This window comes from Lysinibacillus sp. VIII_CA, assembly GCF_049943995.1.
Classification (GTDB): domain Bacteria; phylum Bacillota; class Bacilli; order Bacillales_A; family Planococcaceae; genus Lysinibacillus; species Lysinibacillus pinottii.
Genome location: NZ_JBNFXM010000001.1, coordinates 166,223 through 193,058, shown reverse-complemented (window position 1 = coordinate 193,058; position 26,836 = coordinate 166,223). Strand labels below are relative to the sequence as shown.

26 protein-coding genes are annotated in these 26,836 nt (G+C 37.7%); all 26 read left to right on the top strand.

The window, feature by feature from the left end; all coding sequences use genetic code 11:
- Nucleotides 1-8 precede the first annotated feature (8 nt).
- Nucleotides 9-794, top strand: a complete 786-nt coding sequence (locus ACP3VS_RS01010) for a DUF3388 domain-containing protein (RefSeq protein WP_008178931.1) — start codon at nt 9-11, stop codon at nt 792-794.
- Nucleotides 795-810: 16 nt separating this feature from the next.
- Nucleotides 811-1,749 (top strand): helix-turn-helix domain-containing protein, encoded by a 939-nt coding sequence (locus ACP3VS_RS01005; protein WP_426388302.1) that lies wholly within the window; start codon nt 811-813, stop codon nt 1,747-1,749.
- A gap of 47 nt (nt 1,750-1,796) precedes the next feature.
- Entirely contained in the window at nt 1,797-2,375 is a 579-nt protein-coding gene (gene pgsA, locus ACP3VS_RS01000; RefSeq protein WP_031419015.1) for a CDP-diacylglycerol--glycerol-3-phosphate 3-phosphatidyltransferase, read from the top strand.
- 17 nt (nt 2,376-2,392) lie between these two features.
- Complete coding sequence (locus tag ACP3VS_RS00995; protein ID WP_012293330.1) at nt 2,393-3,652, top strand: competence/damage-inducible protein A; 1,260 nt, start codon at nt 2,393-2,395, stop codon at nt 3,650-3,652.
- A gap of 160 nt (nt 3,653-3,812) precedes the next feature.
- Nucleotides 3,813-4,874: a recombinase RecA gene (recA, locus tag ACP3VS_RS00990; RefSeq protein WP_031419019.1), complete on the top strand. Its 1,062-nt coding sequence runs from the start codon at nt 3,813-3,815 to the stop codon at nt 4,872-4,874.
- A gap of 523 nt (nt 4,875-5,397) precedes the next feature.
- Complete coding sequence (gene rny / locus ACP3VS_RS00985) at nt 5,398-6,957, top strand: ribonuclease Y (protein ID WP_012293332.1); 1,560 nt, start codon at nt 5,398-5,400, stop codon at nt 6,955-6,957.
- A 146-nt stretch (nt 6,958-7,103) separates the two neighbouring features.
- Complete coding sequence (locus ACP3VS_RS00980) at nt 7,104-7,868, top strand: tyrosine-protein phosphatase (protein WP_012293333.1); 765 nt, start codon at nt 7,104-7,106, stop codon at nt 7,866-7,868.
- 253 nt (nt 7,869-8,121) lie between these two features.
- The gene (locus ACP3VS_RS00975; RefSeq protein WP_230591371.1) at nt 8,122-9,057 is read left to right on the top strand and encodes an O-antigen ligase family protein; all 936 of its coding nucleotides are present in this window, start codon (nt 8,122-8,124) and stop codon (nt 9,055-9,057) included.
- Between the two features lie 69 nt (nt 9,058-9,126).
- A complete protein-coding gene (locus ACP3VS_RS00970; RefSeq protein ID WP_012293335.1) occupies nt 9,127-9,843 on the top strand; it encodes a YveK family protein in 717 nt (238 codons plus the stop codon).
- Nucleotides 9,843-10,541 carry a CpsD/CapB family tyrosine-protein kinase gene (locus ACP3VS_RS00965; RefSeq protein WP_012293336.1) on the top strand — a complete coding sequence of 233 codons (699 nt, stop codon included), beginning with the start codon at nt 9,843-9,845 and terminating at the stop codon, nt 10,539-10,541. The genes ACP3VS_RS00970 and ACP3VS_RS00965 overlap by 1 nt, the downstream gene beginning before the upstream one ends.
- A gap of 10 nt (nt 10,542-10,551) precedes the next feature.
- Nucleotides 10,552-11,637, top strand: coding sequence for a glycosyltransferase (locus ACP3VS_RS00960; protein WP_281486688.1), 1,086 nt, complete (start codon nt 10,552-10,554; stop codon nt 11,635-11,637).
- Nucleotides 11,638-11,665: 28 nt separating this feature from the next.
- Complete coding sequence (locus ACP3VS_RS00955) at nt 11,666-12,793, top strand: glycosyltransferase (protein ID WP_332289567.1); 1,128 nt, start codon at nt 11,666-11,668, stop codon at nt 12,791-12,793.
- 32 nt (nt 12,794-12,825) lie between these two features.
- The gene (locus ACP3VS_RS00950) at nt 12,826-14,346 is read left to right on the top strand and encodes an oligosaccharide flippase family protein (protein WP_036167476.1); all 1,521 of its coding nucleotides are present in this window, start codon (nt 12,826-12,828) and stop codon (nt 14,344-14,346) included.
- Complete coding sequence (locus tag ACP3VS_RS00945) at nt 14,346-15,332, top strand: glycosyltransferase family 2 protein (RefSeq protein ID WP_197223899.1); 987 nt, start codon at nt 14,346-14,348, stop codon at nt 15,330-15,332. The genes ACP3VS_RS00950 and ACP3VS_RS00945 overlap by 1 nt, the downstream gene beginning before the upstream one ends.
- Nucleotides 15,333-15,462: 130 nt before the next feature.
- Nucleotides 15,463-16,260, top strand: a complete 798-nt coding sequence (locus tag ACP3VS_RS00940) for a TIGR00282 family metallophosphoesterase (protein ID WP_031419033.1) — start codon at nt 15,463-15,465, stop codon at nt 16,258-16,260.
- A 178-nt stretch (nt 16,261-16,438) separates the two neighbouring features.
- A complete protein-coding gene (locus ACP3VS_RS00935) occupies nt 16,439-16,705 on the top strand; it encodes a stage V sporulation protein S (protein ID WP_004224903.1) in 267 nt (88 codons plus the stop codon).
- A 258-nt stretch (nt 16,706-16,963) separates the two neighbouring features.
- Nucleotides 16,964-18,703: a 2-oxoacid:acceptor oxidoreductase subunit alpha gene (locus ACP3VS_RS00930; RefSeq protein ID WP_426388300.1), complete on the top strand. Its 1,740-nt coding sequence runs from the start codon at nt 16,964-16,966 to the stop codon at nt 18,701-18,703.
- On the top strand, nt 18,703-19,569 hold the full coding sequence (locus ACP3VS_RS00925) for a 2-oxoacid:ferredoxin oxidoreductase subunit beta (RefSeq protein ID WP_012293343.1): 867 nt from the start codon (nt 18,703-18,705) through the stop codon (nt 19,567-19,569). Before ACP3VS_RS00930 ends, ACP3VS_RS00925 begins: the two co-directional genes overlap by 1 nt.
- 208 nt (nt 19,570-19,777) lie before the next feature.
- Nucleotides 19,778-20,155 carry a 2-oxoglutarate ferredoxin oxidoreductase subunit beta gene (locus ACP3VS_RS00920; protein ID WP_206700921.1) on the top strand — a complete coding sequence of 126 codons (378 nt, stop codon included), beginning with the start codon at nt 19,778-19,780 and terminating at the stop codon, nt 20,153-20,155.
- Nucleotides 20,156-20,394: 239 nt separating this feature from the next.
- On the top strand, nt 20,395-21,483 hold the full coding sequence (locus ACP3VS_RS00915) for an ABC transporter substrate-binding protein (protein WP_426388299.1): 1,089 nt from the start codon (nt 20,395-20,397) through the stop codon (nt 21,481-21,483).
- Nucleotides 21,473-22,309: an alkaline phosphatase family protein gene (locus ACP3VS_RS00910; RefSeq protein ID WP_426388297.1), complete on the top strand. Its 837-nt coding sequence runs from the start codon at nt 21,473-21,475 to the stop codon at nt 22,307-22,309. Before ACP3VS_RS00915 ends, ACP3VS_RS00910 begins: the two co-directional genes overlap by 11 nt.
- 70 nt (nt 22,310-22,379) lie before the next feature.
- A complete protein-coding gene (locus tag ACP3VS_RS00905) occupies nt 22,380-23,225 on the top strand; it encodes an ABC transporter permease (RefSeq protein ID WP_012293347.1) in 846 nt (281 codons plus the stop codon).
- A complete protein-coding gene (locus ACP3VS_RS00900; protein WP_012293348.1) occupies nt 23,222-24,007 on the top strand; it encodes an ABC transporter permease in 786 nt (261 codons plus the stop codon). The genes ACP3VS_RS00905 and ACP3VS_RS00900 overlap by 4 nt, the downstream gene beginning before the upstream one ends.
- Nucleotides 24,004-25,005, top strand: coding sequence for an ABC transporter ATP-binding protein (locus ACP3VS_RS00895; protein ID WP_036167487.1), 1,002 nt, complete (start codon nt 24,004-24,006; stop codon nt 25,003-25,005). Before ACP3VS_RS00900 ends, ACP3VS_RS00895 begins: the two co-directional genes overlap by 4 nt.
- Entirely contained in the window at nt 25,002-25,784 is a 783-nt protein-coding gene (locus tag ACP3VS_RS00890; RefSeq protein WP_012293350.1) for a DeoR/GlpR family DNA-binding transcription regulator, read from the top strand. Before ACP3VS_RS00895 ends, ACP3VS_RS00890 begins: the two co-directional genes overlap by 4 nt.
- Nucleotides 25,784-26,794, top strand: coding sequence for a histidinol phosphate phosphatase domain-containing protein (locus ACP3VS_RS00885; protein ID WP_036215005.1), 1,011 nt, complete (start codon nt 25,784-25,786; stop codon nt 26,792-26,794). Before ACP3VS_RS00890 ends, ACP3VS_RS00885 begins: the two co-directional genes overlap by 1 nt.
- Nucleotides 26,795-26,836: the final 42 nt, after the last annotated feature.

Below are 26,836 nucleotides of genomic sequence, written 5' to 3'. Positions count from 1 at the left end.
CGAGTGTGTTGAGCGATTGGTACTTTGAATATGAGATTCAGGTGAATCGCCCTGGATTATTAGGAGATATTGCTTCACTTTTAGGGATGCTTCGTGTCAATATTATTTCAATCAATGGTGTCGATGAGGATCGGCGTGGTATGTTAGTGCATACAGACAACGATGAGGCAATTGAACGTTTTCGTACAATTGTTTCGACAATGGAACATATTAACGTAACCAAATTTCGACAACCAAAACTTCGAGACCGCTTAGCTATTAGACACGGTCGTTATATTCCAAGAGATGCAGACGAAAAAAACACTTTCCACTTCGTAAGAGATGAACTTGGTATTTTAGTCGATTTTATGGCCGAACTCTTTAAAAAAGAGGGACATAAGCTGATTGGTATCCGTGGCATGCCACGTGTTGGTAAAACGGAGTCTATAGTAGCAGCAAGTGTTTGTGCCAATAAAAAGTGGATTTTTCTATCATCCACGATGATAAAACAAACGGTTCGTAATAAATTAGTGGGGGATGAATTTAGTCGTAATAATATCTTTATTTTAGATGGTATTGTGACTCGTCGTTCATCTGATGAGCGACATCTACAATTAGTGCGTGAAATGATGAATATGCCATGCATCAAGGTTGTAGAGCATCCAGATATGTTTGTTCAGCATTCCGAATATAAAATAGAGGATTTTGATTATATTATTGAATTACGTCATCACACAGATGAAGAAATTACTTATGAAATAATGGAAAAAAATCATATGTCCGAATCCGATTCATTTGGTGGATTTAATTTTTAATTTGATGTTAAAGTAGGTGTTATTAGTGGCAGAATTAGGGACTCGACTGAAAGAGGCGAGACTGTCTAAAGGCTACAGCTTAGACGATTTACAAGAAATAACGAAAATTCAAAAGCGTTATTTAGTAGGAATTGAAGAGGGCAATTATTCCATTATGCCTGGCTCGTTTTATGTACGAGCTTTTATTAAACAATATGCAGATGCGGTTGGTTTAAATGCAGAAGAAATATTAGAGACTTATAAAAATGAACTGCCAAGTACTCCAAATGATCAAGTAAGTCAATCTATCACGAATAGTCCAAGCAGAAGAAAGGTCACGAAAGGCCCTTCCAATAAAATGATGGAGGCAATGCCGAAAATCATTGTTGCGTTATTTATTGTCGTAATCATTGTAGCAATATGGGTGCTATGGCAATCTAAAAACAGTCCAGGGACAAGCGAAGGCAACACAACGTCTCCTGAAATTGAATACGATACGAATGTTAAGCCTATTGATAGTGCGAAAGATAAGAAAGAAAAAGAAGAAAAAGAAGAAAAAGATGCTCTGAAAAATGACCAAAAAGATACAGATTCTAAAGAAGAAACACCAACTGATGAAGATCAAACTGATCAAACTGAAGAGATCAAGCAAACCATTTCCGCGGGTACTGTTGAAACAGATGGAGCAACAACTTCATACACGTTAACAGGTACAGATACACTGAAACTGAAAATTGAGGTTTCAGGTCCTACATTTGTTGGTATTCGTAATCAACAGCAACAAGAATTATTAACGGATACTCGTGTTTATAATGCTGGTGAGGTGGTAGAATTCGACGCGACGACTCAAAATTATGTTCGTATTCGTCTTGGTAATTCTACGCAAGCTAAAATCTATATTAATGACGAGCTTCTCACATATGCACAGCAAGTTGTAACTCAAAATATCGTCATCAATTTCAATAAAGAACAGTAGTCATCATGTGATGGCTACTTTCTTTCATCATGAAAGGTGTTAGAAAAATGAACATACCAAATAAAATTACCATCTCACGAATCTTGCTTATTCCATTTTTTGTCATTGTTATGATGTTTGATTTTGGCTGGGGAACATTGACTCTATTTGGGGCAGAGATGCCAATCCATCATTTTATAGGTGCACTTATTTTTATTTTAGCTTCGACAACTGATTGGGTAGATGGTTATTATGCACGTAAGTATAATCTTGTGACTACATTTGGGAAATTTTTAGATCCCTTAGCTGATAAATTACTTGTATCAGCAGCTTTTATTTTAATGGTAGAGCTTGATATGGCACCAGCCTGGGTGATTATTATTATTATTAGCCGTGAATTCGCTGTTACGGGTTTACGCCTTATTTTGGCAGGTGGAGGAGAGGTCGTAGCGGCCAATCAGCTTGGCAAAATCAAGACTTGGGCACAAATAGTAGCAATCGCTGCTGCGCTTTTACACAACACAATTTTCGAACTCATTGGTATTCCTTTTGATATGATAATGCTATATGTAGCATTGTTCTTTACGCTATGGTCTGGGTGGGACTACTTCTACCTTAATCGACGTGTTTTACTTGAGTCTAAATAAGAAAGGTCTTGTGAATCATGAATGCTGAAATTCTAGCGGTGGGCTCAGAGCTATTACTAGGTCAAATTACGAATACAAATGCGAGATTTATCTCGAACCAGTTATCCGAGCTAGGCATTAATGTTTTTTACCATACAGTAGTTGGTGATAATGCAAAACGTTTAGAACAAGCTATTGAAGTGGCAGAATCTCGTGCAGATTTAATTATATTTTCGGGAGGACTAGGACCTACGAAAGATGATTTAACAAAAGAAACGATTGCTCGCCATCTCGGTGTTTCTCTTGAGTTTGATGAGGTAGCATTAACTTATATTGAGCAGTTTTTTGCCAAGCGAGGACGTCCTATGACGGAGAATAACCGGAAACAGGCTTTAATTCTAGCTGGAAGCGAAATACTAGCCAATCACCATGGAATGGCGCCTGGTATGATTTTCAACAATAATAATCATACGTATATCTTACTTCCAGGGCCACCAAAAGAGCTTGAGCCTATGTTTCAATTTGAGGCGAAGCCTAAACTTGCCGCGATGCTTAATGATGGAGGGATTATTGCCTCACATGTGATGCGTTTTTATGGCATTGGTGAAGCCGAACTTGAAGTTCAGGTACAGGATATTTTAGATGCTCAAACAAATCCAACCGTCGCTCCACTTGCGTCGGATGGTGAGGTAACATTGCGCGTAACAGCAAAGGCAGAAACAGAACAGCAAGCCCAGCAACTTATTGCAGCCAAAGTGGCTGAGATACAGGCCCTTGTTGGTGACTATCAGTATGGTATGGATGATGATTCACTTGCTTCAAAGACAGTTGAAATGCTCTTAGATAATCATCTTACTATTTCTGCTGCGGAAAGTTTAACAGCAGGATTGTTTCAATCGGAGCTTGCAGAAATTCCAGGGGTAGGGGACGCACTCATTGGAGGTGTCGTGACCTATGCGGCAGAAGCAAAAGTAAAGCATCTTGGTATTTCACAAGAATTAATAGATACGCACGGCGTTGTTAGTGGTGAATGTGCTGCTGCAATGGCAAGTGCAGTTCGGAAACAATTTGGTACAAACATTGGAATTGGGCTAACAGGAGAAGCAGGGCCTACAGCACATGACCATCAGCCAGTAGGAACGGTTTGGATTGGTATTGCCATCAATGATGAGGAGCCACTTACATACTTACTTCATTTATCTGGTATGCGAAATACAAATCGACTTCGTGCAGTGAAATTTACATGCCATTATTTAATGCAGCTTTTAGAAGAACGCGGTTATACAAAACGATATTAACATAGAGTGAAAATAGGAATTTGGGTAGAGGAAAACTATCCAAATTTTTATTTTGTATAAAAATCGAATAAATGTTCGCTTTTTTCTTGCGTGTTTTCTCAAAAACAAGTATAGTAGAGATAGACAAACACAGTGAACAGTTTTCAAAGGAGGAAAATGAATGAGTGATCGTAAAGCAGCCTTAGAACAGGCTTTAAAACAAATTGAAAAGAATTTTGGTAAAGGTTCAATTATGAAACTCGGTGAAAAAACCGATTTAGAAATTGCCACATCGTCAAGTGGATCACTAGCACTTGACGCTGCATTAGGCGTAGGTGGTTATCCACGTGGACGTATTATTGAAGTGTATGGTCCTGAATCGTCAGGTAAAACAACAGTTGCTTTACATGCTATTGCTGAAGTACAAGCAAAAGGTGGACAAGCAGCATTTATTGATGCAGAACATGCATTAGACCCTATCTATGCTCAAAAATTAGGTGTCAATATTGATGAGCTATTATTATCACAACCAGATACAGGGGAGCAAGCACTTGAAATTGCAGAAGCACTAGTTCGTAGTGGTGCAATTGATATTATTGTTATTGACTCCGTTGCTGCTCTAGTGCCAAAAGCTGAAATTGAAGGAGATATGGGGGATTCTCATGTCGGCTTACAAGCCCGCTTAATGTCACAGGCATTACGTAAACTTTCAGGTTCTATTAACAAATCAAAAACGATTGCTATTTTCATTAACCAAATTCGCGAAAAGATTGGGGTAATGTTCGGAAACCCTGAAACAACACCAGGTGGACGTGCCCTTAAATTCTACAGCTCTGTACGTTTAGAAGTTCGCCGTGCAGAAGCTATTAAGCAAGGTAATGATATTGTTGGTAACCGTACGAAAATTAAAATTGTCAAAAATAAAGTAGCGCCGCCATTCCGTACAGCTGAAGTTGATATTATGTATGGAGAAGGTATTTCTAAAGAAGGCGAAACAGTTGATTTAGGTGTAGAATTAGACATCGTGCAAAAAAGTGGTTCTTGGTATGCCTACGGTGATGAGCGTCTAGGTCAAGGGCGAGAAAATGCAAAACAGTATTTAAAAGAAAACCCTGCTGTTTTGGAAGATATCTCGAACAAAATTCGATCCTCTTATGGTATTGCAGCTTCTTCCTATACAATTGCTGCGCATGAAGAAGACGAGATGGATGAAGAATTAATGTCACTTCTTGATGAAGAATAATCAAACGATTGCATTGTTCCCAATTTATTAAGGGAACAATGCTTTTTTTGTCTATAATCTAAAATTTTTACACATAATAAGATAGAAGCTATATGCCTCAGAAATTATTTCTTATGTACTGGGTGGACGTAAAAGGTATAAAAGGTAAATTTTTTTCTAGTGTAAAAGTTATAGGGAAAAAATTCACTGAATGGATAGGACTTACTTTTTTTCTGTTTAGAGGGCGAACAGGTGCCCGACTATCCTTGACAGAGCTGATGGCTAGCTATACAATTAAATATGTATAATTTCTGAATTATGACTTTAAATAGGCAGTACATTTTATCTTCATTTAGCAAAAGTTTTATAGTTAAATATCCTTTTCGAAGGATGTCAAAACGCCTACTGAATGCAGATAATACCTTTGGTCAATTAAACGGATTTTGTTTTAAAGGCTAACAAAATCTTGTACAATTTGCCGAGGGACATAGATGTATGCGCCGACTGAAACTGTAATACCCAAATAGCAAGAGGAGGTGTTCATATGGATGGAATTACTATCATCTCCGCTTTGCTTGGACTCATCGTTGGTGCCGCTGTTAGCTATATCTACATGAAAAAAGTGAATGACTCAAAAATCACTGGTGCTAAACATGTCGCTGAAACAATCGTTGAAGAAGGAAAACGAGAAGCGGAGGCATTAAAGAAAGAAGCACTACTTGAAGCCAAAGATGAAACTCACAAATTTCGTACTGAAGCCGAAAATGACATTCGTGAACGTCGTTTAGAACTTCAAAAACAAGAGAACCGTTTATTGCAAAGAGAAGAGAATCTTGATCGCAAGGATGATACTCTAAATAAGAGAGAAGCAAGCTTAGAGCGTAAAGAACAAGCTCTAGCTGAAAGACAACAGCATATTGAACAGATGGAGAGCAAAGTGGACGAGCTCGTTGCATCACAAAAAACAGAACTAGAACGTATTTCTGCTTTAACTAGAGAAGAAGCAAAATCAATTATCTTAAATGAAGTAGAAAAAGAGCTAGCAACTGATATTGCTGTGATGACGAAGGAAGCTGAGACACGTGCAAAAGAAGACTCAGATAAAAAGGCACGTGAAATCTTATCATTGGCACTACAACGATTTGCTGCAGACCATGTAGCTGAAACAACAGTATCTGTTGTAAACTTGCCAAATGATGAAATGAAAGGTCGCATCATTGGTCGTGAAGGCCGTAATATTCGTACGTTGGAAACGTTAACAGGCATTGATTTAATTATTGATGATACTCCAGAAGCGGTTATTTTATCAGGCTTTGATCCAATCCGTCGTGAAACGGCTCGACTTGCACTTGAAAAACTTGTACAGGATGGTCGCATTCACCCAGCTCGTATTGAAGAAATGGTGGAAAAATCTCGTCGTGAAGTGGATGAACAAATCCGCGAAACTGGTGAGCAAACTACATTTGAAATTGGCATTCATAACTTACATCCAGATTTAATGAAAATTTTAGGCCGCATGAAATATCGTACAAGCTATGGACAAAATGTTCTCAAACATTCAATTGAAGTCGCGCATTTGGCAGGTTTACTGGCAGCTGAATTAGGTGAAGATGTGGCGTTAGCTCGTCGCGCAGGCTTATTACATGATATTGGTAAAGCCATTGACCATGAGGTAGAAGGTAGCCATGTTGAGATTGGCGTGGAATTAGCAACAAAATACAAGGAACACCCAGTCGTTATTAATAGTATTGCTTCGCATCATGGTGATACAGAAGCAACATCTGTTATCGCGGTATTAGTTGCGGCAGCTGACGCATTGTCAGCAGCTCGTCCAGGTGCACGAAGTGAAACACTTGAAAACTATATCCGCAGACTTGAAAAATTAGAGGAAATTTCAGAAAGCTATGATGGCGTAGAGAAATCTTATGCAATTCAAGCGGGACGTGAAATCCGAATAATCGTACAACCTGAAAAAATTGATGATTTAGCTTCTCATCGTCTTGCACGTGATATTCGCAAGCGTATTGAGGAAGAATTAGATTATCCAGGTCATATTAAAGTAACAGTCATTCGCGAAACTCGTGCTGTAGAGTACGCGAAATAATATTGAAAGTTAGAGGTTTCTCTAGATTCATATCTAGAGAGCCTCTTTTTTAATTTAGCCAGAGTCATGTTTGAGGAGCATCCATCATAAAAAAGAAAAAGGCTAGATTTTCTGCAGATGGATTAAAGAAGAAAGATGTGATCAAAATGATAGATCTTCATGCCCATATATTATTTGATGTGGATGATGGACCTAAAGAAGAAACGGATTCCTTAAACATGTTGAGGCAAGCTGCACGGGAGGGGATCACAGATATAGTCTGTACCTCACATGCTATGCATCCACATTATCATGTCCCATATCGCAAGGTAGAAGCGCTAGTCCGTTATTTACAACAGTTACTGCTGCAACAAAAAATCCCAATCACCCTCCACACAGGACATGAAGTTCGTTTACATGATGAGCTTTTGGCTCATCTTCAGCAAAAGCAACTTCATACATTAGCTCACACCCACTACATTCTATTAGAGCTTCCTTCAACTACAATCCCTGCTTATACGAAAGAGATAATTAGACGTTTAAAATGTGCTGGATATATACCGATTTTGGCACATCCTGAACGAAACCTTGCTATTAGAGAAAATCCGAAAAGACTTGATGACCTCATCCATGAAGGCGCATTTACACAAATAACGACAGGTAGTTTAACAGGCTTATTTGGTAAGGAGGTGCAGCGACTATCATTGGCTTTAGTAAGAGCAAATTACATTCATATGATTGGCTCTGACGCCCATAATGTAAGCACAAGAACGTTTTGCTTCCAAGCGGCACTTCAATATCTAGAGAAAAAGAATGAAATAGAGATGGTTGAGCGACTCCTCATGAATAATGCAAATGTTTTAGCTAACAAGCCTATCATGCGATTTGAACTTGAGGATATTGTTGTGAAGAAGCGGTGGCTTTTATTTTGATAAGCTATGTAGAATTGAGTGTGAGAATAATATGAAACTATTCATCACATTAATGTTTAGCGCTCTTATTTTAATGAGCCTTATGCAGCCCGTCGATGGCATTTACCATAAATTATCTTTAGTTCTCAGCCTTTTTATAATTAGTATCTCTATACTTTGTCATAAAAAAATTATTATTCAAAATGTACAAGCTAGTATTTTTTTTAGTATGTATACGTTCTTTTGTATCATTGCCGCAGGGGTAAACCAAGATATGAATTTATTGAAAAATAGTCTTCAATTATATTGCATGTTTTTAGCAGTTTCTATTTTCTTTAATGACCTTGTGAAAGAGCATGTCATGGATATTGTTGTGAATAGTGTTTTAATAGCCTATGTCCCATTTATATTTGTATGTTTCCAACAAGCGCGCTATATGTTTGGAGGGTTTGCAGGTGTATTTGAGAATCCCAATACCATGGGGTTTTCTATGATGGGGTTAGTGGTTGTTGTACTTATAAGACTCTATCAGCTAGCCGTGAAAATATTACATGAACGACAACAGCCGAAATTAATTTTATTATTTGTTTTTTATACGACGATATATTTAATTTGTATGTATATCATACTGCTTTCTAATGCACGTACTTCATTGTTCACGGTTGCACTAGTGACGATTGTAGTAATTGTTTCTAGTATCAAAAGCTTGAATAAAGCCTTCCTGCCATTCCTAAAGTTTAGTGCTCTTTTTGCAGGTACTGTTCTAGTTGTATTAATAGCTTTTTTGAAAATGAATAGGATGCAAGATGCTGTACAAAGTATTTTATTAAAAATGGAAAAGAAGTCTACGAATATGACAGATGGCCGCCTTGAAATTTGGCAATATGTTTTTGAGCATGTTCAATTTTGGGGGCATGGTGTGGAATCATTATGGACTATAGGTGTATCTCATGCTCACAATACATTTATGAATATTTTACAGGAAGCGGGTCTACTGGCATTGATTAGCTATTGCTGTTTTTTGCTAGCCATTGCTAAAGGCTATCGCCGAATGAATGCCCAGCTTACCGTTTTGATGACGTTAATTATAGTTGCAATGTTAGGGGTTTCTACATTTGAAATTCTTTATTTTAACGTGCTCCATATTCTTGTGTTTGTTGTAAGTGGTAGCTTGAGAGATACGGACAAAAAGACGACATTGACCGAATAAGCGATAGGCTTGTTTAATATACTTTATTAGCATTGCAGCTATCTGCCTACATTAGGAGGGATCCATTTTGTGAATGAAGAAATGACAATTCAAAGTCTAGTAAAAGTATGGCAAAAACGCTGGTTCTTCATCCTAATACTGATGATACTGTCCATTGGCATTGCTGTTTTCATTAATTATTTTCTTCAAACACCTATTTATGAAGCGGAAACTCAATTATTGGTCAATCAAAAAAGCTATGAGAATCAGCAACTAATAGGAGCGCAGAATGTTGATACGGACCTTCGTTTAATTAATACGTACAATGTTATTATCAAAAGTCCTGTTATTTTAACAAAGGTAATTGATGTCCTAGCACTAGAAACATCTCCCGAAACATTAATGAAGCAAATAGAGGTTTCAAGCGCCAATAATTCACAAGTGGTTAATATTCGTGTACAGGATGAAGATGAAGCAAGGGCTGTGAAGATTGCCAATACGATAGCTGAGATTTTTAAAGAGGAAATTCCTATTTTAATGCATGTGGACAATATTAATATTCTCTTTGTTGCCCAATCCAGTGAACATCCAGTACCGGTGAAACCCAATAAATTGCTGAACCTCCTAATAGCGACTATTGGTGGTTTCAGCTTGGCACTCGTGCTCGCCTATTTTTTAGAAACGCTTGATAGGACGATTAAAACAGAGCAGGATATCGAGGAAATATTATCATTACCTGTGATTGGAGTTGTCAGTAATATTGAATTACTCAATAGTAAAAAATCAAGAGCCGGGGGGTCCTCCTAATGCTGTTCAAAAGAAAAACAAAAAAAATCCCAATGGCTCGCAAGCTGGTAACAGTTTCCGATATGATGTCAATTCCTTCTGAGCAATATCGCACCATTCGGGCGAATATTAAATTTTCGCAACCCAATCAAGATGTTAAAACTATTCTAGTCACCTCCTCTATCGCAGGTGAAGGAAAATCGACCAATGCGGCTAATATCGGTGTTGTGTTTTCACAGGAGGGAAAACGTGTCCTCATTATTGATGCTGATATGCGTAAGCCCACGCTCCATCATACATTTTATCTTGATAATGTTTTTGGCTTATCATCTGTATTATCACGTCAAGCGACCTTACAAGAGGTGATTCAAGCAACCTTTGTAGATGGTGTGGAAATCATTTCGAGTGGCGCTATCCCCCCTAATCCAACAGAATTATTAGCCTCTGAAACTATGACTTTATTGTTGCACGAAGTGAAAGAACGCTACGATATTGTGATGATTGACGCACCACCATTACTTTTTTTATCGGATGCACAAATTTTATCTAATAAATGTGATGGTACTCTTTTAGTTGTTAATACGGGCACAGTAGGAAAAGCAGCTGTTGTAAAATCAAAATCCATCTTAACGATTGCTAAAGCCAATATATTAGGTGTCATCTTGAATAATTATAAAATGAAGGGCAGCACGTACGAGCAATATTATGGAAAAGAATAAAAGGTGGAGAATGACATTGAAAAGGGTTTTGCATATTATCCCCACTACTGATTATGGCGGTATAACGACCATGATTGTAGATACTTGGATGAATGTTAATAAATTTTCATACCATTTTGATTTTGTGTCATTTAATAAGGGGACTTATCATGATATTCTCTTACAGCAAGGTTCGAAAATATTTTACGAAACGTATATTACCGAGCAAGGTCCACTTTCTTATATGCGGAATATTTATAGGATTATAAAACAATATCAATATGATGCCGTTCATGATCATACAGGCTACCGAGCAGTTTTTACCATGCTAGCAGCTCGTTTAGCAGGTGTATCATGTCGTGTATTACATAGCCATACGAATGTTGCTGAAGAATGGAACAATAAAGCCCTGTTAGCATTGTTGAAAAGGCTAAGCGTTGGAAATGCCACGAAATTGGTAGCGTGTAGTCAAAAAGCGGGTGAATTTTGCTTTCATAAAAGACCCTACGAGGTTATTGCCAATCCAATTGATATGCAGAAGATAAAGCGTTTATCGCCAGAAGAGAAAAAGAGTTTAGCAGAAGATTTAGGGATTCAAGATGGGGATTTAGTAATTGGGCATATTGGTCGCTTTGTACCTGTGAAAAATCATTCCTTTTTAATTGAGCTTGCTGTTAAATTAAAGCAACAAAACATTCCATTTAAATTGCTTTTGATAGGAGATGGCCCCTTAGAGCAGGAAATTCGCCTTCTCGTCAAGGAACAAAAAGTAGAGGATTATGTTCAATTTTTGGGACCACGGGCAGATAGTATTAAGCTCCTTCAACTCATGGATAAGTTTATTTTACCGTCTTATTTCGAGGGCTTTGGCATTGTATTATTAGAAGCTCAAATTTGTGGTACACCAGCCATCGTTTCTTCCACACTGCCAAAAGAGGTAGATCTTAATGTGGGATTACTACAGTATTTAGAGCTACAGGGAGATATTAATAGTTGGCTGCAAGCTATTATAAAAATGAATGTAAAACCAAATCCGCAAATTATTAGGAAGAGTCTTAAAAATAAAGGTCTTGATGCAGAAGAAATAGCAATTAGATTATGTGCGCTTTACACATAGCTAGTAAACTAATTCAAAGGATGAGACTATCCAAAAAAAAATTAAAATTACTCATATCATCACTACCACAGGTCTTGGCGGAGCAGAAGCAATGCTTTACCGTCTTTTACAAAACGTGGATAGGGACATGTATGAGATAGAGGTTATTTGTCTAACAGAGATAGGAACTTATGGTAAGTATATTGAACAACAATTAAACATCAAAGTAACAATATGTGATATGCGACGCAGTATGGGAATTGCCTTTGTTCGTTGTTATCAACGATGTCGAGAGAGTGATATTATTCAAACTTGGATGTATCATGCTAATCTTCTTGGATACATTCTTTCAAAATTACTCAAAAAGAAATTAATTTGGGGTATTCACCATAGTAATTTAAATAAAGATGACAATAAACGAAGGACAATTTTTATTGCGATGCTTTGTGCAAAATTATCTAAACATGTGGACGCTATTATTTCTTGTGGTCCAAAGGTGAAAGAAATCCATGAAGCTATTGGGTACAAGAATAAGCAGCACCGAATTATTGTAAATGGTGTAAATACAGATTTTTATAAGCCTAGTAAGAAGCGTCAATATTATTTGGAGCGATTCAACATAGTGAACCAACCTATTTTATTGCATGTAGGTAGATGGGACCCTTTAAAGGATTATGAAAATTTGCTGGCAAGTTTAAAGCAGTTAAAGCAAAAACGACAAGATTTTTATATGTTTTTAGTTGGCTATGAGATAGAAAGCTCTAATGAGGTATTGCGGCAAATGATTGAAAACGCGCAGTTAGAGCAGTTTACATTCCTATTAGGTAGTAGAGACGATATTCCACAATTAATGGCTGCAGCTGATCTATTCATTTTATCATCTTCTGGAGAGGGGCTACCGAATGTGTTGGTAGAGGCACTTGCCAGTGGCACTTGCTGTGTGACTACAAATGTTGGGGATTGTGAATTTTTAGTAGGGAATTATGGAGAGGTTGTACCATCTAAGGATGCGGTCGCTTTATCGAAAGCCATCAATAGGGCATTAAATTACGATTCAAAGACATATGAACAAAAAGCTAATCTTGGTCGTGCACATGTTTTAGCAAACTTTGAAATTAAGCATGTGGCAGAGCAATATCAATCTCTATATCCCGCTATTATTCAAAGAAAAGAATGAAAGCCAATCCTCACTAACAGAAAGGCGTGCACATGAAAGAAATTAAGATTGGAGCCATTCTTTCGTATCTTACAATCGGCTGCACGATGATTTCTTCCCTTCTTTTTACACCCTTGATGATTTCGCTTCTTGGTCAGAAAGAATTTGGATTATATTCTTTAATGATTGTCCTTGTTGGCTATCTTTCTATTTTAGATTTAGGGCTGGGCAATGCGATTGTACGCTATATTGCTAGAAATAGAGCAATTGCGGATAAGGCATTAGAGGCATCATTAAATGGATTTTTTTTGAAGTTATTTATTAGTATTGGCTGTCTTACATTATTGATAGGCTTTTTCCTATTTTCACAGGTAGAGATGATTTTTGGACAAAGCTTATCAGGAGATCAATTAGCCAAAGCCAAAGTAATGGGCTATATAATGACCATTAGTGTAGCGGTGCAATTCCCACTAGGTGTTTTTACTTCTATCTTACAAGCATATGAAAAATTTATTTTTATTAAATTTACAACATTACTACAGGTGATTGTACAGCCTTTGACAATGTTGTTTTTTCTGTTACAGGGAACCGATGCGGTGACGTTAATCTATATTATCGCTATTTATAATATTCTCTTTTTAGTAATGGATGCCATTTATTGTATGAAGGTCTTATCCATTCGATTTACTTTTACTTTGAAAAACAAAAAGCTGATAAAAGAAATTTTTATCTATTCATTTTTTATTTTCATTACAGTCATCGTTGATAAAATCTATTGGCAAACGGATCAAGTGTTATTAGGCATATTAAAAGGAACTGAGGATGTTGCAATTTATGCAGTGGCTATGCAAATAGTATTAATATTTATGTCACTAGCTTTAGCCATAAGTGGATTATTTCTACCTCGTATTTCTATGCTTGTCACAAAAGAAGAAGGGTTATTAGAAATTAACCAATTATTCATTAAAGTGGGCGCTATTCAGTTTTTAGTAGTGGGATATATGCTCGGTGGATTCTTTCTTTTTGGAAAAGAATTTTTATTACTATGGTTAGGCAAAGATTTTTTGGCCATCTATGCGATTGTTCTTATTATTATGGTGCCATTCAGTATTGATCTCATACAAAATTTAGGTATTAATGTGTTGAAAGCGAAAAATCTTTTTAAATTTAGAACGATTTTATTAATGATTGTGGCGCTGGTCAATATGATTGTATCCATACCAGTTATCTTTTTTTATGGGAAAATTGGCACAGCAATTATTACGGCATGTTCTTTATTTATAGGAAATGTAGTTATCATGAATATTTATTACTATAAAAAAATTGGTTTGGATATTTTGGGTTTTTGGCGGACCATTAGCAGGCTAGTTCTAGCATTTATTTTGGCTATTTGCTGTAGTCAGCTTCTATGGGATTTAACGAAACCTCCCATCATTTGGAGCTCTATCATCCTTTATATTTTTTATTATACAGTTTTGACAGGCGGGAGCCTTTTCTCTATTGGCATGACAAAAGAGCAGAGAAGAAGGTGGATAGAGTCATTACGTAAAGGAGGGGCAAAATTTTGGTCTTAGTGAGTGTGATTGTCCCTGTCTATAATGCCGAGAACTATTTGAACAAATGCCTTACGAGTATTTGTCATCAAAGTTTAAAGGACATAGAAATTATTACGATTAATGATGGTAGCGATGATCAATCATTGTCGGTTTTAAAAAAATTTGCACAGAAGGACACTCGTATAACTGTTTTAGATATTGACAATGGTGGTGTTAGTAAGGCAAGAAATTTAGGCATAGAACAAGCTAATGGACAATATATTACTTTTGTTGATGCGGATGACTGGCTAGAGCTAACTATGCTGGAAGAACTGTATCACGCCTGTAGGCTGACAGGTAGCAATATTGCTAAATGCGATTTATTTTGGCAGGAGGAAGTGGGAAGTAGGCAGCTATATTATCCTTCAAAGACATACTATACTTATAGTGCAACTGTTTGTTTAAATAAATTATTTACAGAAATAGGTGAAAAGCACTTTGGTTTTGCCAGCTGTAAACTATATAAAAAATCCTTTATAGATTTGCATAGGCTAAGATTTGATGAAGCGATGAATTTTGCAGAAGACACGTTGTTTCTATCGAGAGCAGTAATAAAAAATCAATCCATCTGCTACGTCCCAAGACAGCTTTATTACTATAATGTTGACAATCAAAATTCACTTACAAGCAGGGCTATGAGCAATATAAGAAACAATTATGATTTGTTGTATAAAAAGCTTTTTGAGGAATTACAAAATGGAGAAGTTTATGAGGAAGTAAAGAATAGCTTTTTAAATTACCAATTTGAAGGGCTCCTTGTTATTCTCCATCAATGTCCAACTAATCCGCAGGCCATTAAAAGTGCCATTCAATCCTTTTTACTAGCATACCCAGCTGTTTTGAAGGTGAAGCTTATCAACCGTAATCTAAAACAGATTATCTTTTTAAAGCTCATAAAAATGAATTGGCTTACATTATCCTCTACACTTATCTACATAAAGGTGAAAAAAGCCAAAGTGATATAATGGCCAGATTTTTATTTTATTTTGCTTAATCCTCCACCTAGCGTTACAATTAATGATGTTATTCAAGGTACGTAAAGTCTCTAAAGGCAAATTTTTAGAGACGTAATGGAAAGAAAGAGTGGTTGAAAAAATGAAAGTTTTATTTATTGGCGATATTGTTGGTTCAATTGGTCGAGATGCGGTAGAGAAATATTTACCTCGTTTAAAAAAGAAATATAATGTCGATGTTGTCATTGCCAATGGTGAAAATGCTGCGGCAGGTCGAGGAATTACACGTAATATTTATAATGACCTGTTACAAATGGGTGTAGACGTTATTACAATGGGTAATCATACATGGGATAATAAAGATATATTTGATTTTATTGATGATGCTGATTATTTAATACGTCCAGCCAATTTTTCTGAAGAAGCGCCAGGTAAAGGTATGGTGCAAATTTCTAAAAATGGTGTGACAATATCTGTCATTAATTTACATGGTCGTGTATTTTTACCACCACATGAGGATCCATTTGCAATGGCAGAAAAATTGATTGAAGAAGCTCGTCAAACGTCACCGCTTGTATTTGTAGATTTCCATGCGGAGGCAACTAGTGAAAAGATTGCACTTGGCTGGCACTTAGATGGGAAGGCTTCTGCCGTTGTTGGGACACATACACATGTTCAAACAGCAGATGCTCGTATCTATCCTAATGGTACAGCTTACATTACGGATGTAGGTATGACAGGTCCGTATGATGAGATTTTAGGGATGACGAAGGAAAGTGTCATTTATAAATTCCAAACAAATATGCCTTCTCGTTTTGAAGTACCGAAAAAAGGGCGTGAGGTATTAAGTGGTTTCTTTGTAGAGATTGATAATCAAACAGGGAAGGCTAAATCCTGTGAACGCATTTATATAAATGAAGATTATCCATTTCAAGGATAAATAAGTCGAAGAATGTTGATTTACAGCACTTTTTCCGAGGAAACAGGATTCTTTGTGAAACTAGTCTATTTCCGTCTTGCGGCGCATAAAATGTGCTACGGACAATAACTTGAGGTCCAAAAAGGGGGACATGAGTTGTTGAGCGTAAACACTATTCGCGAAACGGGGAGGAATAATTGTGGATTCATTAAAAGTATCATCACGCTCTAATCCAAATTCAGTTGCAGGTGCATTAGTCGCGGTAATCAGAGAAAAAGGGCAAGCAGAAATGCAAGCAGTTGGGGCAGGTGCACTTAACCAAGCCGTGAAAGCAGTGGCCATCGCACGCGGATTTGTAGCGCCAAGTGGCACAGATTTAATTTGCGCGCCGGCGTTTGCCGATATTTTAATTGCTGGTGAAGAACGTACAGCCTTGAAGCTGCTAGTGGAAAAACGTATTCGATAAAAAGTAATAAGTAAAATGCCTTGTCACATAATAAGTGACGGGCATTTTTTCGTTTTCCTGTTTACATATGATAGATGTCACTTGAAATAGGTTCGTTATTTTGCTTAGATTTGAAAATTACAACTTTATGAACAGGATTTTCAGTCAAAGGTCTGATTTTCGCCTAAATCGTTGAGAAACAATAGTGCAGAAGGTTTCTTCGTGTTAAACTTATGAAGGAAAAATAATAGTACACATTGGATTTAAGGAGTTGTTGACATGTTACATCAGCTTTCATGGAAAGTCGGTGGGCAACAGGGTGAAGGGATTGAGAGTACAGGTGAGATTTTCTCAATGGCAATGAATCGTCTAGGCTATTTCCTATACGGTTATCGTCACTTCTCTTCTCGAATTAAAGGTGGCCATACGAATAATAAAATTACAGTTCGTCCAACAGAAGTACGTGCAATTGCGGATGATTTAGATATTTTAGTGGCGTTCGATCAGGAAACAATCGATGTCAATTATAAAGAGCTTACAGAAAATGGTGTTATTTTAGCGGATGCCAAATTTGATCCTGTTAAACCAGAAGATTCAAAGGCTCCATTATTTGTTGTACCGTTTACAGAAATAGCAGCAGAGCTTGGCACTTCATTGATGAAAAACATGGTAGCCATCGGTGCAACCGCATCATTGCTAAACCTAGAGGACGCAGTGTTCCAAAATGTTGTCGATGATATTTTTGGGAAAAAGGGCGAAGAGATCGTTCAAAAAAACATGGAGGCCATTACTCGTGGTCGTCAAATCATGAATGAGCTGTTAGGTGATCGCGTAGGTGCATGGGAGCTTTCTCCAGCAGATGGAAAACGTCGGATGTTTATGATTGGTAATGATGCAGTAGCACTTGGTGCATTAGCAGCTGGGACACGCTTTATGGCAGCCTACCCAATTACACCAGCTTCTGAAATTATGGAGTATCTAATTAAGAAACTACCAAAATTCGGCGGCACAGTCATCCAAACAGAAGATGAGATTGCCGCAGCAACAATGGCGATTGGCGCTAACTTTGGTGGTGTTCGCTCCTTTACAGCATCGGCTGGACCTGGTCTTTCACTGATGATGGAAGCAATTGGTCTTTCAGGTATGACGGAGCAGCCATTAGTGGTCGTGGATACACAACGCGGAGGTCCTTCAACTGGGCTACCAACAAAGCAAGAACAATCAGACTTAATGGCAATGCTATACGGAACACATGGCGAAATTCCTAAAGTAGTTATTGCACCTTCTACAATGGAGGAAGCATTCTTTGACACAATTCAAGCATTTAATATTGCGGAGGAATTGCAATTACCAGTTATCTTAATGACTGATTTACAATTATCGTTAGGGAAACAATCTGTAGAACCATTTGATTACAGTAAGATTGAAATTCGTCGTGGTAAAATTGTGATTGATGATCTTGAAGAAGCCGCTGATAAAGCCTATTTCAAACGCTATGAAGATACTGAAGATGGGGTTTCACCTCGGGTATTACCTGGTACATTACATGGTATTCACCACGTTACAGGCGTGGAACATGATGAAACAGGGAAGCCATCTGAAGCAACGGGTAATCGTCAAACTCAAATGGATAAACGCTTCCGTAAGTTAGAGAATTTGAAATTTGATAATCCAGTGTTTGTGAATGCTCCACATGAAGAGGCGGATATTTTATTAGTAGGCTTTAACTCAACAAGGGGCGCTATTGAAGAAGTACAAGAACGACTCAATGCGCAAGGAATGAAAGTTAATCATGCACATGTTCGCTTAATTCATCCATTCCCATCTGCGGAAATGGCACCACTTGTAGCGAAAGCGAAAAAAGTAATCGTTGTGGAAAATAACTATACGGGTCAATTGGCAAACATTATGAAGATGAACATAGGTGGTCACGATAAAATCGCGACAATCACTAAATATAATGGTACACCATTCTTGCCAGGTGAATTAGAAAATCGTGTGAAGGAGTTGACTCGCTAATGGCAACATTTAAGGATTTTCGTAATGCAGTAAAGCCAAACTGGTGCCCAGGCTGTGGAGACTTCTCTGTACAAGCGGCTATTCAACGTGCTGCTGCGAATGTGGGAATTGAACCAAATGAACTTGCAGTAATTTCTGGGATTGGTTGTTCGGGTCGTATTTCAGGATATATTAATTCTTACGGATTTCATGGTATTCATGGTCGTGCACTTCCGATTGCACAAGGGTTAAAAATGGCTAATCGTGATTTACATGTCATCGCTTCTGGTGGTGATGGTGATGGATTTGCGATTGGTATGGGGCACACCATTCATGCAATTCGCCGTAACATCGATATTACGTATATTGTCATGGATAACCAAATTTATGGTTTAACAAAAGGTCAAACATCGCCTCGCTCTGCTGCTGGATTTATTACTAAATCCACACCAGGTGGAGCAATTGAGCCATCGTTAAAACCTTTAGAAGTTGCGTTAACAAGTGGTGCTACATTTGTGGCACAAGGCTTCTCGACTGATATTAAAGAGTTAACAGCTTTAATCGAAGCGGGTATCAATCATAAAGGCTTCTCATTCATCAATGTCTTTTCACCTTGTGTCACATATAACAAAGTGAACACATACGATTGGTTTAAAGAGAACTTAACAAAGCTAGCGGATGTTGAAGGCTATGACCACACTGATCGCGGTATGGCAATGCGTACAGTGATGGAGAACGAGGGCTTAGTAACAGGCGTTATTTATCATGATACAGAAACAACGTCCTATCAAGAAAAAGTACCTGGTTACTCCGAGTTACCATTAACAGATATTGATATCAAAATGAGCGAAAATGAGTTCAATGAATTAGTAAAAGAATTTATGTAAAATGCTAGAATCAAAGCATTTGGACTGGTAATAGTCCAAATGCTTTTTTGGTTGTATGAATGTATTGCTTGTAGAGTTAGAAAACAGCAGTAAAGATACAAAAAATATGTGAAATCATATTCAAGTTGTGAATCTAAAACAAATAGAAGGGGCTGGTAGAGGTAAAAATCTCCCCGAAAATGCTACAATAAAAGAAAAAAAAGAGGCGATGCACGTGAATAACGTCATTGATTTTATTGCAAAGAAAAGGGAACGTGAAGAAAGGCAGCGTGCTCAGAATTTAGAGCGGTATGTGGCAACACACTGTAATTTTCAACAACCTGAAAATATTGACGCGCTAGTAGAGGGCAAACTGATAGAGGTCAAAGATCATTCGTTATTTTTGGGCTTTTTGTCTATTTTAAAGGATGAGCAAATAGAACCAATGACTATTTTTCAGGATGTCTTTACGTTAGAACCCGCTCGTTTTGAAATGTCTTATAATATGAGATGGTGGTCTGTTGTTCAACTAGCGTTTACATTTTTAACAATTTTAAAGGAAAATGAGCCGCATACATATGCAAATTTTTTAGGTCTCTCCAAATAATCTAGGTATGTGTACGTCTCTTCAAACAAACGTGCACATACAGAACTAGATTTCTCCTTATCTCCTTCCTTCCATTTTACAATTCTCCTTCAATTATTATTTACATTCATAGATTTTATAATTTCTCAATAATTTTTACTAAATATTTTAATGACCTCCATACTTGCTTAATGTTTGTTTTATACCATTACGGATGTAAGCAAATAAAAATAAACCAAAACAAATGGAGGGTCCAACACATGGCAATTCAAAAGTTGTGGAAAAAAGGCTTAATTGGTGCATTAGCCATTTCCATGTTGGCAGCTTGTTCAGACAGTTCATCAGGTACAAATGAGGTAAAGGAAGATGTAACGCTTGAAGAAATTACGACAAAAGCAAAGGAAGAGGGGGCTGTCAATTCTGTTGGTATGCCTGATACATGGGCGAACTGGGTGGAGACTTGGGAGGAGCTAGGAACTGAATATAGCATTAAACACAAAGATACAGATATGTCGAGTGCTGAAGAATTAGCAAAGTTTGAAGCAGAGAAAGATGATGCTACAGCAGATATTGGTGATGTAGGGATTGCTTTTGGTCCGATTGCTAAGGACAAGGGCCTCACATTACCATACAAAACTTCTTATTGGGAAGAGATACCTGATTGGGCAAAAGACAATGAAGGTCATTGGATTGTAGGCTATACAGGAACTATTTCATTTTTAACAGATAAAAATAATGTAAAAGATGCTCCGAAATCGTGGGAGGATTTAAAAAATGGCAATTATACAGTCAGTATTGGAGATGCATTAACAGCTAACCAAGCACAGTTTTCCATTTTAGCTGCTGCCATGGCTTTTGGTGGAGATGAGTCCAATATTCAACCCGGGATTGATTTTTTTGCAGAGTTAGCGAAGCAAGGTAGATTACAGGGTGACCCATCTGTCGCAAATTTAGAAAAGGGAGAAATTGATGTCGCTATCTTATGGGATTTTAATGCATTAGGCTATCGTCACCAAATTGATGAGGAACGTTTTGATGTAGTGATACCGAAAGAGGGTTCTGTTACTTCGGGCTATGCAACGATCATTAATAAGTATGCTAAAAACCCACATGCAGCCATGCTAGCACGTGAATATATTTTATCTGATGCAGGTCAAGAAAATTTAGCAAAAGGCTATGCAAGACCAATTCGAGACAAGGTGGACCTACCACAGGATGTAAAAGATTTATTGTTACCAGCTGATATGTATAACAATGCTCAACCAGTAAACGATCAAAAGAAATGGGAAGATACAACAAAGCAAATTCCACAATTATATCAGGAGCAGGTGTTAATCCATGCAAAATAAGAAAGTAGTTTTAATTGTCGTTGATGCACTACGCTTTGATACTGCTTGTACCCATATGGGATTTTTACACCATTTAGTAGAGCGAAAGGTAGCAGCCCGCTATAAAATTTGTTCGGAGGTTCCTGCGTTATCTAGACCATTATATGAAACCATTTTAACAGGGACACCCCCAATTGTTCATGGTGTCACAAGTAATATGACCGTCCGTTTATCGACTCAAAAAAGTGTCTTTCACGTTGCAAAGGAACACGGATTGTCTACAGCAGCCTCAGCCTATTATTGGGTAAGTGAACTTTATAACAGAGCGCCATTTAACCATATGGCTGACAGAATTCAACTGGATACATCCTTACCAATTGACAATGGATTGTTCTATTTTGAGGATCATTATCCGGATAGTCATGTATTTGCAGATGCAGCCTGGTTAATGGATGAAAAGCAGCCTGATTTCCTTTATATTCATCCGATGAATGTTGATGATGATGGTCATAAATTTACTGCGGATTCCGCACAATATCGCAATCGTGTTTTAGCGATGGATGCCATATTATCATTATTCATTCCAAAATGTATGGCGCAAGGGTATGAGGTCATTGTTACAGCTGATCATGGCATGACGAGTGATGGCAATCATGGAGGAACAACGGATGAGGATCGTTATGTTCCACTGTTTGTAATCGCCGATTCTGTCAAGGCAGGGATAAATGAGGGTGTTGTTTCCCAATTACAAATTGCACCACTATGCTGTCATTTATTGAAGATGGAGCCTACTGATGAAATGGTGCCACTTTTACTTGAAGGTGTATATACAGCAAAAGAGATTTAAATCATAATAGTCGCTCCTGTTAGGCTAGAGCGACTATTATCCCCTTGGGCAGCAGTAATTATAGAAAGAAGTGATTGTGTTGATATCGAAGCGGCAATCCATTGCCTGGCTTTCTCCTTTTCTAGTATTACTATTATTATTTTTCCTTGTCCCTTTATTGTATATGCTCATAACTAGCTTTCAAAATAGTGATGGCTTCACGCTAACGCAATACAAGGCTGTCTTTACGAACGGCTATATTTTACAAGGTTTTAAAAATAGTATTACCTTATCCATCATTTCAGCTATTATCGCGTTAATGGTTACATTGTTCGCGGTCTATGCGATGATGAAGTTTTCTGAGCCAGTGAGAGAGAAAATTTTAATACTAACAAATTTAACATCTAATTTTTCGGGTATTCCGTTAGCTTTTGCCTTTATCGTGTTACTTGGCAACAGTGGTTTATTTACCCTGTTATTTGAAAAATGGGATATCGATGCACTGTCATCATTTTCACTTTATAGTTGGGGTGGCCTTTTATTAATTTATATTTACTTTCAGCTTCCACTATCGCTTATGCTGTTATATCCGATTTATGATGGAATCCAGCAGCAGTGGAAGGAGGCAGCTGCACTTTTAGGGGCATCCAGTTGGCAGTTTTGGAGGAAAATTGGTCTACCCGTGATGCTTCCAGGGATTGTCGGAACTTTTAGTGTATTATTTGCTAATGCTATGGGTGCGTATGCCTCAGCCTATGCACTGACTAGCAGTAATTACAATTTAGTGGCGATTCGTATTGGCTCATTAATTAAAGGTGATATCTTTGCCCAACCAGAGCTAGCAAGTGCAATTGCGGTCATTTTAGCCGTATCGATGGTAACGGCGATGTTAATTAGTGAGTGGAGCATCTCAAACACAAGGAGGAAGCTTAAATGAAAAAGCGAGGCTTGGCTGATTTATTTTTCCTCCTGTTAATGGGGTATCTTATATTGCCCGTTCTAGCAACGATGCTCTACGCTTTCGCATCAAAATGGAATTCAACTATATTACCAGAAGGATTTACATTAAAATGGTTTTCCACATTGTTTCAGGATAGTGAATTTATTCAGGCATTTGGACGTTCAGTATTGCTAGCAGGTGGTGCTGTTAGTATCGCACTCCTCGTTATTGTGCCAGCCATCTTCGTTATTGTCTTGTACTTTCCAACGTATGAAAAATGGATACAGATGGCCGTTGTCATGGTCTATTCTTTCCCAGGAATCATTTTAGCGGTTGGGCTTATCCGTGTTTATAGTCAAATAGGGATACCGATGATTTTCGTTGTTCTAGGGGCCTATGTTGTTGGAATTCTACCTTATATCTATCAGGGCACACGAAATAGTTTGCGAAATATAGATGCAAGGCAGCTTCTTGATGCAGCTCAATTACTTGGGGCATCTAAAAGGCAAGCGTTCACAAAAATTTTACTGCCTACTGTTTATCCAGGCTTATTTGCAGGTGCGCTGTTATCTTTCTCTGTTTTATTTGGTGAATTTGTCTTAATTAATCTTGTTGTTGGCTCTCGCTTTGAAACAGTTCAAATTTATTTAATGAAAAAACTTAGTACTAGTGGACATATTGCTAGTGCAGTAGTTTTCATTTATATCGTGCTGATGGGTTTATTAACATTTGTCATTGCTTTAGTAACGAAACGATCGAAAGGTGCTACAAATCTATGAGTTATCTTGTTATTGAAGGGCTTCATAAAAACTATGGGTCATCAACTGTTTTATCGAATATTAATATGAAAATTGACAAAGGTGAATTTATTACTTTATTAGGGCCAAGTGGCTGTGGAAAGAGTACGATTCTTCGCATTGTCGCAGGCTTGACAGATGCATCGGCAGGGCTTATTTCCATTGAAGACAAAGATATGAATGGTGTACAACCTAAGGATCGCCAAGTAGGGATGGTTTTTCAATCCTATGCACTTTTTCCGAATATGACCGTGCAAGAAAATGTCGCCTTTGGCTTACGTATGCAAAAGGAGAATTCAGTTGATTTAGAAAAACGCGTTCAAGACATGCTGGAGCTTGTTCATTTAAGTGAAAAAGCCCACGCATATCCGAAAGAACTATCGGGAGGTCAACAACAACGTGTTGCACTAGCACGAGCCTTAATTGTTCGACCTAAAGTGTTGTTATTAGACGAGCCACTGAGTGCGCTAGATGCTCAAATACGAAAGAAGCTTCAAACAGATTTACGAGCCATTCAACGGAAGCTCAATATGACGATGATTTTAGTAACGCATGATCAGGAAGAGGCCATGGCTGTTTCAGACAGAATATTTGTAATGAATAATGGCAGTATTGCGCAAAGTGGGACACCAACTGAGATTTATACAAAACCTGATAATGAATTTATTGCTAATTTTATCGGGCATTATAATGTTTTTTCCCGACAGGTATTAGAGCGAATGCTCGGAGAATCTTTACCAGAAACCTACCGTAAATTTGCGATTCGTCCAGAAGCTCTGCATTTCGATAAAAGAAACGGTGATCTGTCTATAACAGGAACAGCGAGACAATCATTAATGAGTGGCAATATCATTCGAACAACATTTGAGGGAGAAACCATATTTACAATGGAGCAACTGCATCAACAGGGTGATTCAATTGAAATGGGAACAACCTATAAGTGTTATGTCGCAAAAGAAGATGTGATTGCATTATCATGACTTACGCAAAACTAGAAAGATTTGAATTTATCTTAAAACAATTAGAGCGGGAAGGGAAAATTATTGTTGCGAATATTGCTGATGCGCTTCAAGTAGCCCCTGAAACAATACGCAGAGACTTTGATGAATTAGAGCAACAGCGATTATTAACAAGAGTGCATGGAGGAGCTATTAAATATACGAACGTGCGGAATGAGCCTGCCTTTTTGCGTAAGCTTCAAATGCAAAAAGAGGCTAAGCGTCAAATTGCTCGCATGGCCGCAAAACGTATTGGTGATGGAGATACGATAGCCATTGATACGGGGACGACAACGGTCCATATTGCAGATTTTCTACTGGCTGTTGACGATATAACAGTTGTTACGAACTCGATTGCAGCAGCTGTCCAGTTCAATTTAGCAATAGAAGAAAGGCGCATGACGGGGAAGGTTATTTTACTAGGAGGTACTGCGAATCCTCGACAATCCTCTGTCGCAGGCGCTATGACTTTGGAAATGTTAGATAATATGAATTTTGACAAAGCATTTATCTCCTGTGGCGGCATTAGTGAGGGTGTCGTGTATGATTATGATTTAGATGAATCTCTTATTTCAAAAAAAATGCAAAAGCATAGTAAGGTTAATTATTTATTAGCGGATGCATCAAAGATTAATGGAAAATCATTTTTCCAAATCTGTCATCTTGAAGAATGTACGGAAATTTTTTGTGAAAGTACTTGTCCATTAGAATGGCAGGCTTATGAAGAAAAATGGACGGTATGTAATGGAGGGAAAAGTTGATGACTATTGATTATCATGTACATTTAGAAGAGGGTCCTTATTCATCGCGCTGGCTAGAGCGTACATCACAGGCGCTTGAGTTCTTTGAATGTGTGGATGCATCTGCACAAGGTTCAAAGGAGCAAATGACCTATCAACTTCAGAGGTTAACAAAGAGGGTTCAAAATGGCTGTTATAGTGAGGAATGGTTAGATTTATATCTTCAGCAAGCAAAGCGGCTTGGATTACGTGAGGTAGGCATTGTTGATCACTTATATCGTTTTAAGGAGACGCGTGCTTATTTCGAGCGCTTTATGAAGTTGGACGATAGTGAGATTGGTCAATTACAGCAATATTGGCTGGATCGTGTCATGACAGAAAATATCGATTCTTTTGTCTCTACCATTCAGCAGGCGAAGGAAAAATGGCACCAAGAAGGAATTGCCTTAAAGCTAGGTATAGAGGCAGATTATTTTATAGGTGGGGAGATGGAACTAACTTCCTTATTAGCAGACCACCCATGGGATTATGTCATCGGTTCAGTCCATTTTGTGGATGGATGGGGCTTTGATAATCCCCAAACAGAACATCTATTTGAACAAATGAATCCGCAAGCATTACAAGAAAATTATGAACGATTCTTTATGACTGTTGAAAACATGATTCAGTCCAAACTATTTGATTTTGTTGCCCATCTTGACAACTTTAAAGTATTTAATTATCAGGTAGAGGATCAGGCTTTTCTGAAAGTTTGGTATGAGCGTATCGCACAAGCTTTAACGTCAACCCAAACTGCCACTGAGATCAATGCCGGCTTGTATTATCGTTATCCTGTAAAAGAAATGTGCCCTGGCCCTCGTTTTTTACAAACCTTACTTGATTATGGGGTTATTTTTACTGTATCCTCAGATGCCCATTTCCCTGATGATTTAGGAAAATATACATTTGCCAATACGGACTTGCTCAAGAGTCATGGGGTTCAATCTCTTGTCTCTTTTGAACAACGCATTAAAAAATTTATAGAAATATAGATACTGGAGAAGGCACTAAAGTTTTATATTAGTGTCTTTTAT

Bases quoted from the DNA above. Each gene is read 5' to 3' on its own strand.
- ACP3VS_RS00960 (WP_281486688.1), top strand. From the start codon at position 10,552: ATGACATTGAAAAGGGTTTTGCATATTATCCCCACTACTGATTATGGC.
- ACP3VS_RS00995 (WP_012293330.1), top strand. From the start codon at position 2,393: ATGAATGCTGAAATTCTAGCGGTGGGCTCAGAGCTATTACTAGGTCAA.
- ACP3VS_RS00950 (WP_036167476.1), top strand. From the start codon at position 12,826: ATGAAAGAAATTAAGATTGGAGCCATTCTTTCGTATCTTACAATCGGC.
- ACP3VS_RS00885 (WP_036215005.1), top strand. From the start codon at position 25,784: ATGACTATTGATTATCATGTACATTTAGAAGAGGGTCCTTATTCATCG.
- ACP3VS_RS00920 (WP_206700921.1), top strand. From the start codon at position 19,778: ATGCACGTGAATAACGTCATTGATTTTATTGCAAAGAAAAGGGAACGT.
- ACP3VS_RS00925 (WP_012293343.1), top strand. From the start codon at position 18,703: ATGGCAACATTTAAGGATTTTCGTAATGCAGTAAAGCCAAACTGGTGC.
- ACP3VS_RS00980 (WP_012293333.1), top strand. From the start codon at position 7,104: ATGATAGATCTTCATGCCCATATATTATTTGATGTGGATGATGGACCT.
- ACP3VS_RS00890 (WP_012293350.1), top strand. From the start codon at position 25,002: ATGACTTACGCAAAACTAGAAAGATTTGAATTTATCTTAAAACAATTA.
- ACP3VS_RS00940 (WP_031419033.1), top strand. From the start codon at position 15,463: ATGAAAGTTTTATTTATTGGCGATATTGTTGGTTCAATTGGTCGAGAT.
- rny (WP_012293332.1), top strand. From the start codon at position 5,398: ATGGATGGAATTACTATCATCTCCGCTTTGCTTGGACTCATCGTTGGT.
- ACP3VS_RS00910 (WP_426388297.1), top strand. From the start codon at position 21,473: ATGCAAAATAAGAAAGTAGTTTTAATTGTCGTTGATGCACTACGCTTT.
- pgsA (WP_031419015.1), top strand. From the start codon at position 1,797: ATGAACATACCAAATAAAATTACCATCTCACGAATCTTGCTTATTCCA.
- ACP3VS_RS00895 (WP_036167487.1), top strand. From the start codon at position 24,004: ATGAGTTATCTTGTTATTGAAGGGCTTCATAAAAACTATGGGTCATCA.
- recA (WP_031419019.1), top strand. From the start codon at position 3,813: ATGAGTGATCGTAAAGCAGCCTTAGAACAGGCTTTAAAACAAATTGAA.
- ACP3VS_RS00965 (WP_012293336.1), top strand. From the start codon at position 9,843: ATGCTGTTCAAAAGAAAAACAAAAAAAATCCCAATGGCTCGCAAGCTG.
- ACP3VS_RS00930 (WP_426388300.1), top strand. From the start codon at position 16,964: ATGTTACATCAGCTTTCATGGAAAGTCGGTGGGCAACAGGGTGAAGGG.
- ACP3VS_RS00975 (WP_230591371.1), top strand. From the start codon at position 8,122: ATGAATTTATTGAAAAATAGTCTTCAATTATATTGCATGTTTTTAGCA.
- ACP3VS_RS00915 (WP_426388299.1), top strand. From the start codon at position 20,395: ATGGCAATTCAAAAGTTGTGGAAAAAAGGCTTAATTGGTGCATTAGCC.
- ACP3VS_RS00900 (WP_012293348.1), top strand. From the start codon at position 23,222: ATGAAAAAGCGAGGCTTGGCTGATTTATTTTTCCTCCTGTTAATGGGG.